The 14,809-nt window shown below is 60.4% G+C and carries 14 protein-coding genes; 6 read left to right on the top strand and 8 right to left on the bottom strand.

Going from position 1 to position 14,809, the window contains the following annotated elements; genetic code table 11:
• The first annotated feature begins 165 nt into the window (after window positions 1–165).
• From thrC to PIB16_RS16075, 4 genes are all read left to right on the top strand, one after another.
• Window positions 166–1,563 (top strand): threonine synthase, encoded by a 1,398-nt coding sequence (thrC, locus tag PIB16_RS16060; protein ID WP_078051149.1) that lies wholly within the window; start codon window positions 166–168, stop codon window positions 1,561–1,563.
• A 21-nt stretch (window positions 1,564–1,584) separates the two neighbouring features.
• On the top strand, window positions 1,585–2,883 hold the full coding sequence (locus PIB16_RS16065) for a M16 family metallopeptidase (RefSeq protein ID WP_271045922.1): 1,299 nt from the start codon (window positions 1,585–1,587) through the stop codon (window positions 2,881–2,883).
• A 93-nt stretch (window positions 2,884–2,976) separates the two neighbouring features.
• On the top strand, window positions 2,977–3,576 hold the full coding sequence (locus tag PIB16_RS16070; protein ID WP_003509108.1) for a GNAT family N-acetyltransferase: 600 nt from the start codon (window positions 2,977–2,979) through the stop codon (window positions 3,574–3,576).
• Window positions 3,573–6,488: a sensor domain-containing phosphodiesterase gene (locus PIB16_RS16075; protein WP_125144714.1), complete on the top strand. Its 2,916-nt coding sequence runs from the start codon at window positions 3,573–3,575 to the stop codon at window positions 6,486–6,488. The genes PIB16_RS16070 and PIB16_RS16075 overlap by 4 nt, the downstream gene beginning before the upstream one ends.
• 196 nt (window positions 6,489–6,684) lie before the next feature.
• Here PIB16_RS16075 and PIB16_RS16080 read toward each other — a convergent pair whose 3' ends face one another.
• The 3 genes from PIB16_RS16080 to PIB16_RS16090 form a co-directional block, all read right to left on the bottom strand.
• Window positions 6,685–7,791 carry a zinc-binding metallopeptidase family protein gene (locus PIB16_RS16080; protein ID WP_174044025.1) on the bottom strand — a complete coding sequence of 369 codons (1,107 nt, stop codon included), beginning with the start codon at window positions 7,789–7,791 and terminating at the stop codon, window positions 6,685–6,687.
• A 393-nt stretch (window positions 7,792–8,184) separates the two neighbouring features.
• Window positions 8,185–8,376, bottom strand: a complete 192-nt coding sequence (locus PIB16_RS16085) for a CsbD family protein (RefSeq protein WP_003521119.1) — start codon at window positions 8,374–8,376, stop codon at window positions 8,185–8,187.
• Between the two features lie 105 nt (window positions 8,377–8,481).
• Window positions 8,482–9,087 (bottom strand): YqgE/AlgH family protein, encoded by a 606-nt coding sequence (locus PIB16_RS16090; RefSeq protein WP_003521117.1) that lies wholly within the window; start codon window positions 9,085–9,087, stop codon window positions 8,482–8,484.
• A gap of 160 nt (window positions 9,088–9,247) precedes the next feature.
• On the opposite strand from PIB16_RS16090, the gene PIB16_RS16095 reads away from it, so the two are divergent.
• Both PIB16_RS16095 and PIB16_RS16100 read left to right on the top strand, forming a co-directional pair.
• Window positions 9,248–10,096 (top strand): protein-disulfide reductase DsbD domain-containing protein, encoded by an 849-nt coding sequence (locus PIB16_RS16095; RefSeq protein WP_271045910.1) that lies wholly within the window; start codon window positions 9,248–9,250, stop codon window positions 10,094–10,096.
• Window positions 10,097–10,293: 197 nt separating this feature from the next.
• Complete coding sequence (locus PIB16_RS16100) at window positions 10,294–10,779, top strand: peroxiredoxin (protein WP_003521115.1); 486 nt, start codon at window positions 10,294–10,296, stop codon at window positions 10,777–10,779.
• 228 nt (window positions 10,780–11,007) lie between these two features.
• On the opposite strand, the gene PIB16_RS16105 is transcribed toward PIB16_RS16100, so the two are convergent.
• The 5 genes from PIB16_RS16105 to PIB16_RS16125 form a co-directional block, all read right to left on the bottom strand.
• Window positions 11,008–11,316, bottom strand: coding sequence for a Dabb family protein (locus PIB16_RS16105; protein WP_065654307.1), 309 nt, complete (start codon window positions 11,314–11,316; stop codon window positions 11,008–11,010).
• Window positions 11,317–11,450: 134 nt separating this feature from the next.
• Entirely contained in the window at window positions 11,451–11,891 is a 441-nt protein-coding gene (gene rnhA, locus PIB16_RS16110) for a ribonuclease HI (RefSeq protein ID WP_065654308.1), read from the bottom strand.
• Entirely contained in the window at window positions 11,888–12,856 is a 969-nt protein-coding gene (locus PIB16_RS16115; protein ID WP_125144717.1) for a homoserine kinase, read from the bottom strand. Before PIB16_RS16115 ends, rnhA begins: the two co-directional genes overlap by 4 nt.
• A 92-nt stretch (window positions 12,857–12,948) precedes the next feature.
• Window positions 12,949–13,995 (bottom strand): 4-hydroxy-3-methylbut-2-enyl diphosphate reductase, encoded by a 1,047-nt coding sequence (ispH, locus tag PIB16_RS16120; protein WP_003521111.1) that lies wholly within the window; start codon window positions 13,993–13,995, stop codon window positions 12,949–12,951.
• A 77-nt stretch (window positions 13,996–14,072) separates the two neighbouring features.
• A complete protein-coding gene (locus PIB16_RS16125; RefSeq protein WP_065654834.1) occupies window positions 14,073–14,807 on the bottom strand; it encodes an SURF1 family protein in 735 nt (244 codons plus the stop codon).
• Window positions 14,808–14,809 lie beyond the last annotated feature (2 nt).

Consider the following 14,809-nt stretch of genomic DNA (forward strand, 5'->3'; position numbering starts at 1 on the left):
GTTGGCGATGGTCTATAGCAGCGACGCCGGAAAAAATCGATTGGCATGTTCGGTTTTGCTTGAATTTTCAGAAAAGCCCTTCATTAGCTCGCCAATCGCCTCATTCCGGTGAGACGCTGCGGACAAAGACGCCGATCGCATCGGCAACGGATAAGGGACTATCTCGTGGAATATGTATCGACCAGGGGTGCGGCCCCTTCGCTTGGTTTTTGCGACGCGCTTCTGGCGGGCCTTGGCCGTGACGGCGGGCTTTACGTTCCGCGCAAATGGCCTTCCATGTCGAAGAAGGAAATCCGCAACCTGCGCGGCAAGTCCTATCAGGACGTCGCCTTCGAGGTTCTCTACCGTTTCACCGGCGGCGAGATTCCGGCAGACAAGTTCAAGGCGATGATTGACGACGCCTATGCGACCTTCCGCCATCCTGCCGTCGTGCCGCTGACGCAGACCGGCCCGAACACCTTCGTTCTCGAGCTTTTCCACGGCACCACGCTCGCCTTCAAGGATGTGGCGATGCAGCTTCTCGCCCGCCTGATGGACTATACGCTTTCCGAACGCGGCGAGCGCGCCACCATTGTCGGCGCAACCTCGGGCGATACAGGCGGCGCGGCCATCGACGCCTTCGCAGGCCGCGAGCGCACCGATATCTTCATCCTTTTCCCGAACGGCAAGGTCTCTCCGGTGCAGCAGCGCCAGATGACGACCTCGACCGCTTCCAACGTGCATGCGCTGGCAATCAACGGTAATTTCGACGATTGCCAGACGCTGGTGAAGGAGATGTTCAACGACGTGAAGTTCCGCGATGGCGTGAAGCTTTCCGGCGTCAACTCCATCAACTGGGCGCGCATCATGGCGCAGGTGGTCTATTATTTCACCGCGTCGCTTTCGCTCGGCGGCCCCGACCGGAAGATTTCCTTCACCGTCCCAACCGGCAATTTCGGCGATATCTTCGCCGGTTACGTCGCCAAGAAGATGGGCCTGCCGATCGACAAGCTCGTCATCGCCACCAATGACAACGACATTCTGGCGCGCACGCTGAAGACCGGCCGTTACGAGATGCGCGGCGTCAAGCCCACCACCTCGCCCTCCATGGACATCCAGATTTCATCCAACTTCGAGCGGCTGCTGTTCGAAGCCTATGGCCGTGATTCCGCTGCGGTAAAGGCATCGATGGACGGCCTCAAGCAATCCGGATCCTTTGAAATTCCGCCGCACGCGCTGAAATTCATCAAACGCGATTTCCGCGCCGGCCGCGCCACCGAAAAGCAGGTGGCGGCAACGATCCGCGACACGCTTGAGAAAACCGGCTACCTGATCGACCCACATACGGCGACCGGCGTTTTCGTGGCGGAAAAGCATGAAAAGGCGTCAAGCCCGATGGTGGTTCTGTCGACCGCTCACCCGGCTAAATTCCCGGCCGCTGTAAAATCCGCTTGCGCAATCGAGCCTGCGCTTCCAGTATGGTTAGCTGACATTATGAACCGGGAGGAGCGTTTCGACATTCTGGATGCGGAGCTCAAAGCCGTGGAAACCTTCATCGGCAAACACGCACGCGCCGGCAAATAGAGACGCGGAAAGACGTTGAGTATGAGAGTAAATGTGACCCGGCTTTCGTCCGGGTTGACCGTTGTGACGGAAAAAATGCCGCATCTCGAAAGCGTCGCTCTTGGGGTGTGGATCAAATCCGGTTCCCGCAACGAGACGACTGCCGAACACGGCATCGCCCATCTTCTCGAACATATGGCTTTCAAGGGCACGGCGCGCCGCACTGCCCGGCAGATCGCCGAAGAAATCGAAAATGTCGGCGGCGAAGTCAACGCCGCGACATCGACCGAAACGACCTCCTACTACGCCCGCGTCCTGAAAGACCACGTTCCCCTCGCCGTCGATATCCTTGCCGACATCCTGACGGAATCGCTGTTCGACGAAGATGAGCTGGAGCGGGAGAAAAACGTCATCCTGCAGGAAATCGGCGCGGCGACCGATACGCCCGACGACGTGATCTTCGACAATTTCTCCGGTGTCGCCTATCGCGACCAGACCATCGGCCGCCCGATCCTCGGCACGCCGGACACCGTTCAATCCTTCACCACCGGCCAGATCAGGCATTATCTCGCCCGCAACTACACGACGGACCGCATTTTCGTCGTGGCGGCCGGCGCAGTCGATCACGAAAGCTTCGTGAAGCAGGTGGAAGAACGTTTCGCCTCGCTGCCGCAGCTGCCCATCGCCACGCCGGTGCTCGAAAAGGCTATCTATACCGGTGGCGAAATCCGCGAGACCCGCGACCTGATGGATGCGCAGGTGCTCCTCGGCTTCGAGGGCAAGGCTTATCACGCCCGCGATTTCTATTGTTCGCAGATTCTCGCCAATATACTGGGCGGCGGCATGTCCTCCCGCCTGTTCCAGGAAGTGCGCGAATATCGCGGCCTCTGCTATTCGGTCTATGCATTCCACTGGGGCTTTTCCGATACCGGCATCTTCGGCGTGCATGCGGCCACCGGCGGCAACGACCTGCCGGAACTGGTGCCGGTCATTCTGGAGGAACTTCGCAAGTCCTCGCAGACCATCCACCAGGAAGAAATCGACCGCGCCCGGGCGCAGATTCGCGCGCAATTGCTGATGGGCCAGGAAAGCCCGGCCGCCCGCGCCGGCCAGATGGCCCGGCAGATGATGCTTTATGGCCGGCCCATCCCCAATGAGGAGATGATGGAGCGGCTTGGCGACATCACCCGCGCGCGCCTGACCGATCTTGCGGGACGGCTGTTTTTCGATACAGTTCCGACATTGTCCGCAATTGGCCCGCTCGAACATCTGCCGCCTCTTTCCGACATCACTGCCGCGCTTTCCGCGCAGCAGCCCGCAAGGAAAAAGGCGAACGGATAAACCGATATGAGAGCGGGATTTAAAGGCAAAGACCGCTCATCTTTTTCGCCATCCCGCTCGCGGATGGCGATGTCTGCCGCACAGGGATCGTGAATGCTGCGTTTTCTTTCCCGACATAGCGACACGCCCGAACTGCGCAGCGCCAATCACCTTCTCAGACTGCCGCGCTACGGCGATTTCAAGCAATGGCATGTGCTGCGCTCCGAAAGCCGGCAGTTTCTCCAGCCCTGGGAGCCGACCTGGCGGCCGGACGAACTGACGGAAGGCGCCTTCCGCATGCGCGTGGTACGCAATGGCCAGGAATTTTCCTCCGGCACCGCCGTTTCCTTCCTGCTGTTCGAGAAAGAGACGCTGCTGGTCGGCGGCATCACCATCGGGTACATCCGCCGGGGTGCGGCGCAAAGCTGCATGATCGGATACTGGATCGGCGAGCGGCACGCCGCGCAAGGCCATATGTCTGCCGCATTAAAATTGGTAATACCATACATCTTTAACGGACTTCAGTTGCACCGTATCGAGGCAGCCTGTATTCCGGAAAACTTCAAAAGCATCCGGCTTCTCGAAAATGCCGGGTTCCAGCGGGAAGGCCTCCTGCGGGAATATCTGAAAATCAATGGCCAATGGCGGGATCATATGATGTTTTCCCTTCTTGCCGACAAGCAAAGCTCCGGCGGAACGAAGTACGATACATGACCTACAATCACACTGCGCCTTGCCTTGCGAAACGTCTGGCGGCAATCGCGCTGGCTGCGCCGTTTTTCCTGCTTTTCCTGCTTTTCTCTTCCTATTCCTATGCCTTCGAGCCGGTGAAGATTTCCCGTGACGACACGGCGCTCGACCTGACGGCCACCACCGATATCTATGCCAACCAGGGCGAAGCCTTTCAGGTCTCGACCGCGCCCGGCCCCGACGGCATTCGCCGCCGTATCGAGGTGCGCGCCAGTTCCACCGACCATCAGGGCGACTGGGCGGTTTTCGCACTCGCCAACGTCTCCGAAGAGCAGCTGGAGCGCGTGATCGTCGCGCCGCATTTCCGCCTCGTGAATTCCAAGCTGTTCTGGCCCGATCTCGGCTCGCAGCGCATCATGGCGATCACGCCGAGTGAGGGCTTTGCGCTCGACCGGCAGCCGAGCCCGGATGCCGACGTGTTCCGCATCACCCTCAATCCCGGCTCCGTCATCACCTTCGTCGCCGAGCTTTCCACGCCGCAGCTACCGCAGCTTTATCTGTGGGAGCCGGAGGCCTACAAGGACACGATCAACGCGTTTACGCTCTATCGCGGCATCGTGCTCGGCATTGCCGGCCTGCTCGCCGTGCTTCTGACCATCCTTTTCGTGGTCAAGGGAACCTCCGTTCTGCCGGCCTCGGCCGCGCTCGCATGGGCGGTGCTCGCCTATATCTGCGTCGATTTCGGCTTCCTCGAGAAGCTCATCACCGTCACCTCAAGCGATCAGCGAATATGGAGGGCGGGCGCGGAAGTGGCGCTCGCCTCCAGCTTCGTGGTCTTCCTGTTCACCTATCTCAATCTCAATCGATGGCATGCGCATCTGGGTTATGCGACCTTTGCCTGGGTGGTGGGTCTGGCGCTGCTGTTCGGCGTCGCCATCTACGATCCCTCGGTCGCCTCCGGCATTGCGCGCGTGTCCTTCGCGCTCACCGCAACGGCCGGCATCGCGCTTATCGTCTATCTCGGTTTCAACAAATATGACCGGGCCATTCTGCTGGTTCCTTCCTGGGCGCTGATCCTCGTCTGGCTGTTCGGCAGCTGGCTGACGGTGACCGGGCAACTGGACAACGACATCGTGCAGCCGGCGCTCGGCGGCGGGCTGGTGCTGATCGTGCTGCTGATCGGCTTTACCGTCATTCAGCACGCCTTTGCCGGCAGCGCCTATCAGCAGGGTCTCTTCTCCGATCTCGAACGCCAGTCGCTGGCCTTAACGGGCAGCGGCGATACGGTCTGGGACTGGGATGTGACACGCGACCGCATCGTCACCACGCCCGATATTTCCAACCGGCTGGGGCTGGAACCCGGCGCCATGCACGGTGCGGCACGCAACTGGTTGCCGCGCCTGCACCCTGATGACCGCGACCGGTTCAAGGCGACGCTCGACGTGCTGCTTGACCATCGCAAAGGCCGCCTCAACCACGAATTCCGCATTCGCGCCGAAGACGGTCATTTCCACTGGCTGCAAATCCGCGCCCGCCCGGTTCTCGGCTCCAACGGCGAAATCATCCGCTGCGTCGGCACCATCACCGACATCACCGAGCAGAAGAACTCCGTCGAGCGGCTGCTTCAGGATGCGATGAACGACAATCTGACCGGGCTTCCGAACCGGCAGGTCTTCCTCGACCGCCTGCAATCGATCCTCAACCTGTCTTCCGACAGCGACGGCGTGCGCCCGACCGTGATGGCCATCGATATCGACCGCTACAAGCTGGTCAACGATACGCTCGGCATTGCCGCCGGTGACAATATCCTCATTGCGCTGACCCGTCGTCTGCGCCGTCTTTTGAAACCGCAGGATACGCTGGCGCGTCTTGGCGGCGATGAGTTCGGCCTGATCCTGACCTCGGAGCGCGATCCGCAGCGTGTGGCCGATTTCGCCGATGCGGTGAACAAGGCGATCATGGTGCCGATCAATTTCGCCAATCGCGAAATCATCCTCACCGCCTCCATCGGCCTCGTTTCGTGGATCGACCAGCAGGAAAGTGCGGCCGGACTCTTGAGCGATGCGGAACTCGCCATGTATCGCGCCAAGCGCGCTGGCGGCAACCGCGTCGAGCCCTTCCGCCCTGCCTTCCGCACGTCGGGCACCGACCGGCTGCAGATGGAAAGCGACCTTCGCCGCGCCATCGAGCGCAAGGAGCTGTCGCTAGCCTACCAGCCGATCGTGAAGCTCGACGATGGGGAGCTGGCCGGTTTCGAAGCGCTGATGCGCTGGGAACACCCCAAGCGCGGCAATATTCCGCCGAGCGAGTTCATTCCGATTGCGGAGGCCTCCGGCCTGATCGAGCCGCTCGGCATGTTCGCGCTGGAACGGGCGGCGACCGATCTGATGGACTGGCAGCACGCCATCGAGAAGATGCCGATCTTCATTTCCGTCAATATTTCCAGCGCGCAGCTGCTGAACAACGAATTGTATAACGACGTACGCGGCATGCTGACCCGCACCCGTTGCAATCCGCAGCAGCTGAAGCTGGAACTGACGGAATCCGTCGTCATGGAAAACCCGGAGCAGGCGCGGCTGGTGCTTTCAAAGCTCAAGGAAACGGGCCTCAGCCTCGCCATGGACGATTTCGGCACCGGCTATTCGTCACTCGCCTATCTGACCCGTTTCCCCTTCGACACGATCAAGCTCGACAAGGCGCTGGTGGCCAACACCAGCGACAAGCGCAACGTGCTCCTGCGCTCCGTCATCGCCATGGCGCGGGCGCTCGACATGCAGGTCGTGGCGGAAGGCATCGAAACACCCGAGGATGCAGCGGAACTGGCGCGCATGAACTGCCATTTCGGCCAGAGCTTCCTGTTCGGCACTCCGGTTTCGGGCGATGCGGCGCTGAAGCTTCTGCGAGAACGGTTCCAGCCGACGAAGCGGGCTTCGTAAGCGGAGTATTGGAACGCGAGGTAGGCTACCTCCGTCATTCCGGCCTTGAGCCGGAATCCAGCCAACGGGCGTCTGCCCGGCGGAAAGACTCCTTTCAGCCCAAGGACTTGGGCTGGCGGGATACCGGCTCAAGGCCGGTATGACGGGAGAAGAAAACCGCGCTTCTCCTGATCAGGACACTCCGCCTGCCGCACATTTACTGCACTACCGCATTCTGCACGGCCATCGGCGACTCATCCGCCGTCACCCTCCCATGCAGCAGGTCATGAATGAATTCCATCTTCACCACCACCGGCGGTGTCAGCACGAAGGGATAGAGGTCAGCCTCCCCCATGCTGCGCTGGATGGAATTGATGGCGACACTGAGCGGAATCCACGCCTTGACCAGCTGCGCGGCGCTGCGGGCTTTGTAAGGATCAAACGTCACCTCGGCCGCCATTTCCTCATGCCCATCAGGATCGATTGCGACGCCGAAGGCGCGCGCCGTCTCCAGCGTATCGACGATATGCAGGTAGTGAGCGAAACATTCGGCGAAATCCTCCCACGGGTGGACCGAGGCATAGGAGCTGATGAAGCTTTCCTGCCAGTCGGGGCGTGGTCCGCCATCGTAATTGCGTTGCAGGGCAGCGCCGTAATCCTCGCGCTCATCGCCGAAGACGGCGCGGCAGGCTTCCAGCCGGTTTGCGTCCCGCACCAGCTTATTCCAGATAAAGTGCCCTACCTCATGGCGGAAATGGCCAAGCATGGTGCGGTAGGGCTCGTTCATATTGGCGCGCACCTGCTCGCGCGTTGCATCATCAGCCTCTGCGGCGCGAATGGCGATCAGGCCCTCATCGTGACCGGTCATGGCGGGAATGACGGAACCGTCGGGCGCCACCTCGTCCACCAGAAAATCGAAAACGAGCCCACCGGCCGGATCGGCATCGCGATTGGGATGCGGTAGGCCGAGCCGCAGGATCGAATAGAACAGATGCCGCTGCGCCTGGCTGATGCGACGCCATTGTGCGATGCCCTGTTCGGTTGCGATATCAGGCACCAGGCGATTGTGGCTGCAGGCCGGGCAGAAGGCGCTGTCGCTTTGCGCCGGCACTGACCAATTGCAGATGTCGTTCACTTCATTGGCACAAAACCGCACCTGTTTTTGCGGGTCCGCGACAATCTGCCAGTTCGGCTCACCCGCGGGCGAAAGTGCCTCCATTGAAAGCCGCTCCGGCACGAAGGCCAGACGATGACCGCAGGAAACGCAGAAACGATTGTCGAAATGGACCGGCTGGCCGCAGGATGCGCAGGAAAAAAGCTTCATCGATGAAACCCTTGCGATGGATCGGGTGGGTGGAGGAAACATACGATGCCAACATGCACCGTAGACGACAGCTGAAAATCATTGACGCTCCTGCGCTCCGGGCTTACCCCCTCTGTCCTGCCGGACATCTCCCCCTCAAGGGGGGAGATCGGCAAGACGCTCTTCCACCACTCCATTCTCAAGTATTGAGATGGGCGAGACCTCGCCTCAGGTCGATCTCCCCCCTTGAGGGGGAGATGTCCGGCAGGACAGAGGGGGGTAAGCCCGGAGCGCATATGAAAGGCGTAACAGGCGACCGCCTTCGGAACATCCCAGACGACAAGAGCGCATGTGCGGTCAACACATGCGCTCCGAAGCGCCGCATCGAAAGAGGCGCGAGGCAGTCAGACGGCATTACATGCGGTCGACGGCGCCCTTGACGGCGTCTTTCGCCTTGCCAACGCTGGTCTGTACCTTGCCCTTGGCTTCCTGGGCAGCACCCTTGGCGCGCAATTCATTATTGCCCGTCGCTTCGCCGACGTTCTTCTTCACCTTGCCAGCAACTTCATTGGCTTTACCGGCGATCTTGTCAGATGTGCTACCCATAATACTACTCCCTTGTTGAGCCGTACTTTCTGTCCGGCTTTCCGGGTGAGTAACGTCAAGGGTCGGGATTTGGTTCCAGCCAAAACCGGCGGAACATTCAGGGGCTCAGGCGTGCCCGGCATCCGTGGAAAGCATGCGCGCATCGACGCCCATGAGCGCCAGCGCCCGCTCGTATTTATTGTCCAGCCCACGGTCGAAGATCAGCTCTTCCGCAGCGGGGCAATTCAGCCAGCCATTATTGGCGATCTCGTTTTCCAGCTGGCCCGGACCCCAGCCGGCATAACCGAGCATCATGGTCGCCCTTTGCGGACCGCGGCCGTTGGAAATGGCGCGGACGATATCGAGCGTTGCCGTCAACGAAATGTCATCGCTGACCGGAATGCTGGATTCGCTTAAATAATCATCCGAATGCAGCACGAAACCCCGGCCGGATTCCACCGGGCCGCCGCACTGGATCGGGAATTCGCGGGTGCGGTTGGGCAGCATGATGGCGTCGTTGCTGTCCACCAGTTTCAGGTGCAGCAGAATATCCGTAAAGGTGATCTGCTGCGGCCGGTTGATGATGAACCCCATGGCGCCGGCATCCGAATGGGCGCAGATATAGATCACCGAACGGGCAAAATTGCCGTCGTCCAGCCCCGGCATCGCGATGAGGAACTGACCATCGAGAAAGCCACGTTCGCGTTTGTCCATCAGGGTTGAAAAGCTCACCGGCGCCTCCAGCAGACCGCATTCCGTCATTTAACGAAAACGGCGTTCGCACTTCGACAAAGGACAGGATGCGGCATAGCGCCCGATCAATCAACCGAAAATGATGAACCCCACGAATTCGTAACTGGTCCGCCGGGCCATGTTGGGTTAGACGGGAAGCATGAGCGTCAGGATATTCTTTCGATTTTCACATCTTCGCCTTGCGGCCGCAGTTGCCGTCCTCCTCGGCGGCGCGCAAGCTGCCCGGGCCGAAATTACCGACTGGGCGAGAAGCGAGGGCGGCCAGATGCGGGTGGCAAGCCTTGCCATGGATGCGGACGGCGTGCTGCGCGGCGTGCTGCAGATCGAGCCGAAGGACGGCTGGATAACCTATTGGCGCGAACCGGGCGAAGCCGGCATACCGCCGCAGATCACGCCCGATCCGGCAAGCGGCGTAACGCTCACCACCATGGCCTATCCGGTTCCGAAGCTGATCGAAAACGGCGACATCACCGATATCGGCTACGACCACGCCGTCAGCCTTCCGTTTCAGCTGAAAGCCACGGACCCGGCGGCAGGCGGGAAAATCGATCTCACCGCCTTCATCGGCGTGTGTCAGAATATCTGCATTCCCTTCGAGGCGAAGTTTTCAATCGAGCGCGGCAATGCCGGTGATGACGACCACGAGGAGCGGCGATTGCTGGAGGAGGCGCGCGAAACGCTGCCCGAGGCGGCCTCCGACGATTTCAAGGTGATCGATTTCCACATCACGCCCGACAAGACCATGCTCGGCGTGCAATTGCAGCTTCCGGAAAACGCGCCGAAGGAGACCGAAATCTTCATCGCCGGTCCATCGGGCTTTGCCTATTACGAGCCGCAGAACCTGGTGCGCGACAAGCGCAAGCTCTCCTTCTACATGAACATCAAGGGCCTGCCGAAAACCTATCAGGTGCAGGGCAATAGCTGGCCCATCCTGGTCAAATCCGGCGATCGGGCCATGGAAACGATGTTGAATTTCCCGAAACCCTGAGCACCGTTTCAGCGCTGGAAACTAGCTCGAAAACCGCATGGCAGATTTCCTTGCCGTGCTCAGGATCCTGTCAGCTTCATTCTCAATCTGACGGGATCCGGACGCCTTGTTTTCGTTTCTGCCCGGGAAAACCGGGTTCCACTTTTCCCTGCCAAACTCTATAGTCGCGCGAACCGAACGGCTATAGGAGCACGGACATGACCATCAAGATCGGCGAAAAACTGCCTTCCGCAACTTTCAAAGAAAAGACGGCTGACGGCCCGGTGGAAACCACCACGGACGCGCTTTTCGGCGGCAAGAAGGTGGTTCTCTTCGCCGTCCCCGGCGCTTTCACCCCCACCTGCTCACTGAACCATCTGCCGGGTTATCTCGAAAACCGCGACACCATTCTTTCCAAGGGCGTGGATGACATCGCCGTCGTCGCCGTCAATGACTGGCACGTGATGGGCGCATGGGCGCAATCCTCCGGCGGTCAGGGCAAAATCCACTTCCTCGCCGACTGGGACGCGGCTTTCACCAAGGCGCTCGGCCTCGACGCCGATCTTTCCGCCGGCGGCCTCGGCGTTCGCTCCAAGCGTTATTCGATGCTGGTGGAAGACGGCGTGGTGAAGTCGCTCAACGTGGAAGAGAACCCCGGCCAGGCGACGGTTTCGGCCGCTGCGGCGATGATCGAGCAGCTTTGAGGGCGAGCCTGGTCCCTCGTTGCATGTAAAGGCTCCTGCTTCCCGTCATGCCGGACTTGATCCGGCATCCAGCCACGGCGCGTCTGCGCCGTAGGAAGAGTCTTTCGCGATCAAAGACTTGATCGCACTGGACCCCGGATCAAGTCCGGGGTGACGGCGCCTTTCGTGATACGATTCTGCTATAGGCATTCACATTGCAGAATAAAGGGCGGCCCCGCCGCCCTCCACTCAAACATTCATATCGAACACCAGAAGCCCGGCCAGACCGCCATCGGTGAGCGACACGAGACGTTCCCCCACTTCCATGTGCTTGGGATGGGCGAGATAGTCGTCGCGGGCCTCGGGGCTTTCCAGCGTCACGATGAAACCGTCGACAAAACCGCCATTCAGCCCCTCGGGTGAGACATTCTGGCCGTATTTCACATCGATGATGCCGGGTATCACATCCTTCAGGGCGGCAATCGCCTCGAATATTGCGTGTTTTTCAGAAGCGGCCGTTGCAGCCTTGAAGCGTAGAAATACACAATGCAGGATCATCCGGATTTCTCTCCTCCGTTGAGCGCTACCGGAGCGCCCTTGACGACAAGATAGGTCGGGTTTCGGTTTTCACAACCCCCGATAATGGGGCCGCCGGCTCGGATTTGCCCGGCCTGAAATAGAGCAGGCTTCCATTACCGCCGTTTGAAGGGCTCCATGCCCTTTCGCGCCAATTCGTCGGCGCGTTCGTTTTCCGGGTGGCCGGCATGGCCCTTGACCCAGTGCAGGGTAACCTTATGGCGTTGTTGCGCCGCTTCCAGCGCCTGCCATAGTTCAACATTCTTGACCGGCTTGTTATCGGCGGTTTTCCAGCCCTTCTTTTTCCAGCCGAAAATCCACTTGGTGATGCCATCCTTCACATAGGCACTGTCAGTATAAAGATCGACCTCGCAGGGGCTTTTCAGCGCATTGAGCGCCGAGATCGCCGCCATCAACTCCATGCGGTTATTGGTGGTCTCGGCCTCGCCGCCCAAGAGTTCCTTCTCCACCTCACCGTAACGCAGCACGGCGCCCCAGCCGCCGGGACCGGGATTGCCGGAGCAGGCGCCATCGGTGAAAATATCGACATGTTTCATTCGCCCGCCAGCCCATATTCGGCAACAGTGGCGATGGAACGGTGGAACCGCAGCTTGCGCAGATATTCCAGCGGGTCCTTCTTGACCACCAGCGCGCCTTCCGGCGTCGTCAGCCAGTCATAAAGGCGGGTGAGGAAGAAACGCAGCGCCGAACCGCGCGCCAGAAGCGGCAGGGCCTCCAACTCCGCTGCGCTCAGCGGGCGCACCGACTGGTAACCTTCCAGCAGCGCCTTGCCCTTGGTGACGTTGTAAGCGCCATCCTTTTCGAAGCACCAGGCATTGAGGCAGATCGACACGTCATAAGCCAGCAGGTCGTTGCAGGCGAAATAAAAATCGATCAGGCCGGACAGTTCATCGCCAAGGAAGAACACATTGTCCTGGAACAGATCCGCATGGATGACGCCGGCCGGCAGATCTTTCGGCCAATGGGCGGCGAGATAATCGATTTCCGGGCGAATCTCGTCTTTCAGGCCCTTCTCCACCTCGTCGGCTCGCGCTTCGGACTTGTCCCAAAGTACCTTCCAGCCTTCGACGGAAAGCGCGTTCGGCCGCTTGATCTCGAACCCCTCGCCGGCCAGATGCATGGCGGCCAGCGCCTTGCCAACTTCGCGGCAATGTTTCGCTTCCGGCTTTCTCAGCCACATGCCCTCGAGAAAGGAGATGAGCGCCGCCGGCCGGCCCGATAGCTCTCCCAGCAACTCGCCATCCTTGCGCGGCAGCGGCAGGGGGCAGGACAGGCCCTTGGCGGCCAGATGCTGCATGAGGCCGAGGAAGAAGGGCAGATCGGATTTCTCCACGCGCTTTTCATAAAGCGTGAGAATCAGCGGGTCCTTGGTGGTATGCAGCAGGAAATTGGAGTTTTCGACGCCTTCGGCAATGCCCTTGTAGGAGGTGAGGCTGCCGACGTCATATTGCGTGAGGAAATTCCTCAGATCATCTTCGGTGATGTCCGTATAAACTGCCAATTTCAAATCTCTTGATGAAGGATGGAGTGGAAATCTCGGGTGGAGATGACGCAGGTGGGACGGAAACCGCCCGCATTCAGCGCCATCCCGCTTCAGATGCCGGCGGCGGTTTTCGGCGGCAGCGCATCATTGGCATTGCCGTTCACGAAAGCCATGTCGTCCGTCGTCAGCTCGATGCTGCGTAGCTCGCGATTGACGAGGAAATGTTCCGTTTCCTCGACCGTCACGGCGAGATCGAGCGTCGTATCGAAACGCGCCTTGAAGGCCTCGATGATCTCATCGACGATGACCTCCGGCGCGGATGCGCCGGCCGAAAGGCCGACGGTGCGAATATCGCCGATTTCATTCCAGTCGATTTCCGAGGCCCGCTGCACCAGCACGGAGCGCTGTGCACCGGCCCGCAGCGCCACTTCCACAAGCCGCTTGGAATTGGAGGAATTGGGGGCGCCAACGACGATGAAGAGGTCGCAACCGGGGGCCGCCTGCTTCACCGCATCCTGACGGTTGGTGGTTGCGTAACAGATGCTGTCGGCGGCGGGCGCCTGAATGGCCGGGAAACGTTCCTGCAGCCTGGCGATGACGCCGGCCGTGTCATCGACCGAAAGTGTCGTCTGGGTGACGAAGCCGAGATTTTCGCGGTCCGCCGGTTCGTAACGGCCGGCGTCTTCCACCGTTTCGATGAGCGAGACCGTTCCTTCCGGAAGCTGGCCCATGGTACCGATGACCTCGGGGTGGCCGGCATGGCCGATCAGCACCACATGGCGGCCAAGGCGCTGGTGGCGCATGGCCTGCTTGTGGACCTTGGAGACCAGCGGGCAAGTGGCATCGAGATAGAACAGATTACGCGCCTGCGCATCCTCCGGCACGGATTTCGGCACGCCGTGGGCCGAGAAAACCACCGGCTGCTCGCGGTGCTCGGCCGGAATTTCATGCAGTTCCTCGACGAAAACCGCGCCCTTGGCTTCCAGCCCTTCCACCACATAACGGTTGTGCACGATTTCGTGGCGGACATAGACGGGTGCGCCATAGGCCTTCAGCGCCAGCACGACGATCTGGATCGCCCGGTCCACGCCCGCGCAAAAGCCGCGCGGTCCGCACAGCCTTATCGTCAAAGGGGGTTTGGAAACGGCGATGTTCATTCCAGCTCCTTGGCCTGCTCCTTGGGCCGTGCTTCATGGCCTTGCCCGACAAGCTGCCTTACCGGACGGGCTGCGCTTTATTCACCCTGCGCCTTACCGTTCCGGAAATAGGCAAAACCGGCGACGATGACAAGGGCCGCCGCCAACCCATACCACGTTATCGCATATTGCAGGTGATTGTTGGGCAAATCTATCAGCGTCACGCCACCCTGCGGCCAACCGCCCGGGTTAGGCGCGGTGTCAGCATCCACGAAGAGGTGGACCAGCCGGTCGGGCGGGATATCGGCGCTGGAGGCCATGGCCGCCAGATCCTTCCAGTAGAAGATGTTCTTGGCGATATCGTTATCGGGCAGCAGCGAGGACGGTTTTGCAACCAGCGGCGCGCGCGAAAGCCCGGTGATCGTCACCTCCCCGGCAACCTGCCCGTTAGGCCGTTTGGCCGGTTCCTTCATCTCGAAAGGCACGAAGCCGCGATTGACGAAGAGAATGCGGCCATCGGCAAGTGTCAGCGGCGTATAGATATAATAACCGGTTTGCCCCTGATGGGTGGCGAAGAAATGCCGCTCGCGGGCATGATCGAAGGTGCCGGAAAGGCTGACCGTGCGGTATTCGATATCGCCGCCGCTTTTCGCGATCGCCTCTATATCGGAGAGGGGCACCGGGCTCGCGCTCCGCCGCTCCTCGATATCGGCAATCAGCGCTTCTTTCCAGTAGAGACGCTTCACCTGCCAGGTGCCGAGCCCGAGAAGAATGGCAAGCGCCAACAGCACCAGCGGCGCGGCGAACCAGACCCGCCTTTCCGCCGCCTTCATGT

This window comes from Agrobacterium sp. ST15.13.015, from assembly GCF_027871645.1.
In the GTDB taxonomy this organism is placed as follows: domain Bacteria; phylum Pseudomonadota; class Alphaproteobacteria; order Rhizobiales; family Rhizobiaceae; genus Agrobacterium; species Agrobacterium leguminum.

Bases quoted from the DNA above. Each gene is read 5' to 3' on its own strand.
- PIB16_RS16095 (WP_271045910.1), top strand. From the start codon at position 9,248: ATGAGCGTCAGGATATTCTTTCGATTTTCACATCTTCGCCTTGCGGCC.
- PIB16_RS16100 (WP_003521115.1), top strand. From the start codon at position 10,294: ATGACCATCAAGATCGGCGAAAAACTGCCTTCCGCAACTTTCAAAGAA.
- PIB16_RS16125 (WP_065654834.1), bottom strand. From the start codon at position 14,807: ATGAAGGCGGCGGAAAGGCGGGTCTGGTTCGCCGCGCCGCTGGTGCTG.
- PIB16_RS16085 (WP_003521119.1), bottom strand. From the start codon at position 8,376: ATGGGTAGCACATCTGACAAGATCGCCGGTAAAGCCAATGAAGTTGCT.
- PIB16_RS16080 (WP_174044025.1), bottom strand. From the start codon at position 7,791: ATGAAGCTTTTTTCCTGCGCATCCTGCGGCCAGCCGGTCCATTTCGAC.
- rnhA (WP_065654308.1), bottom strand. From the start codon at position 11,891: ATGAAACATGTCGATATTTTCACCGATGGCGCCTGCTCCGGCAATCCC.
- ispH (WP_003521111.1), bottom strand. From the start codon at position 13,995: ATGAACATCGCCGTTTCCAAACCCCCTTTGACGATAAGGCTGTGCGGA.
- PIB16_RS16065 (WP_271045922.1), top strand. From the start codon at position 1,585: ATGAGAGTAAATGTGACCCGGCTTTCGTCCGGGTTGACCGTTGTGACG.
- PIB16_RS16075 (WP_125144714.1), top strand. From the start codon at position 3,573: ATGACCTACAATCACACTGCGCCTTGCCTTGCGAAACGTCTGGCGGCA.
- PIB16_RS16105 (WP_065654307.1), bottom strand. From the start codon at position 11,316: ATGATCCTGCATTGTGTATTTCTACGCTTCAAGGCTGCAACGGCCGCT.
- PIB16_RS16070 (WP_003509108.1), top strand. From the start codon at position 2,977: ATGCTGCGTTTTCTTTCCCGACATAGCGACACGCCCGAACTGCGCAGC.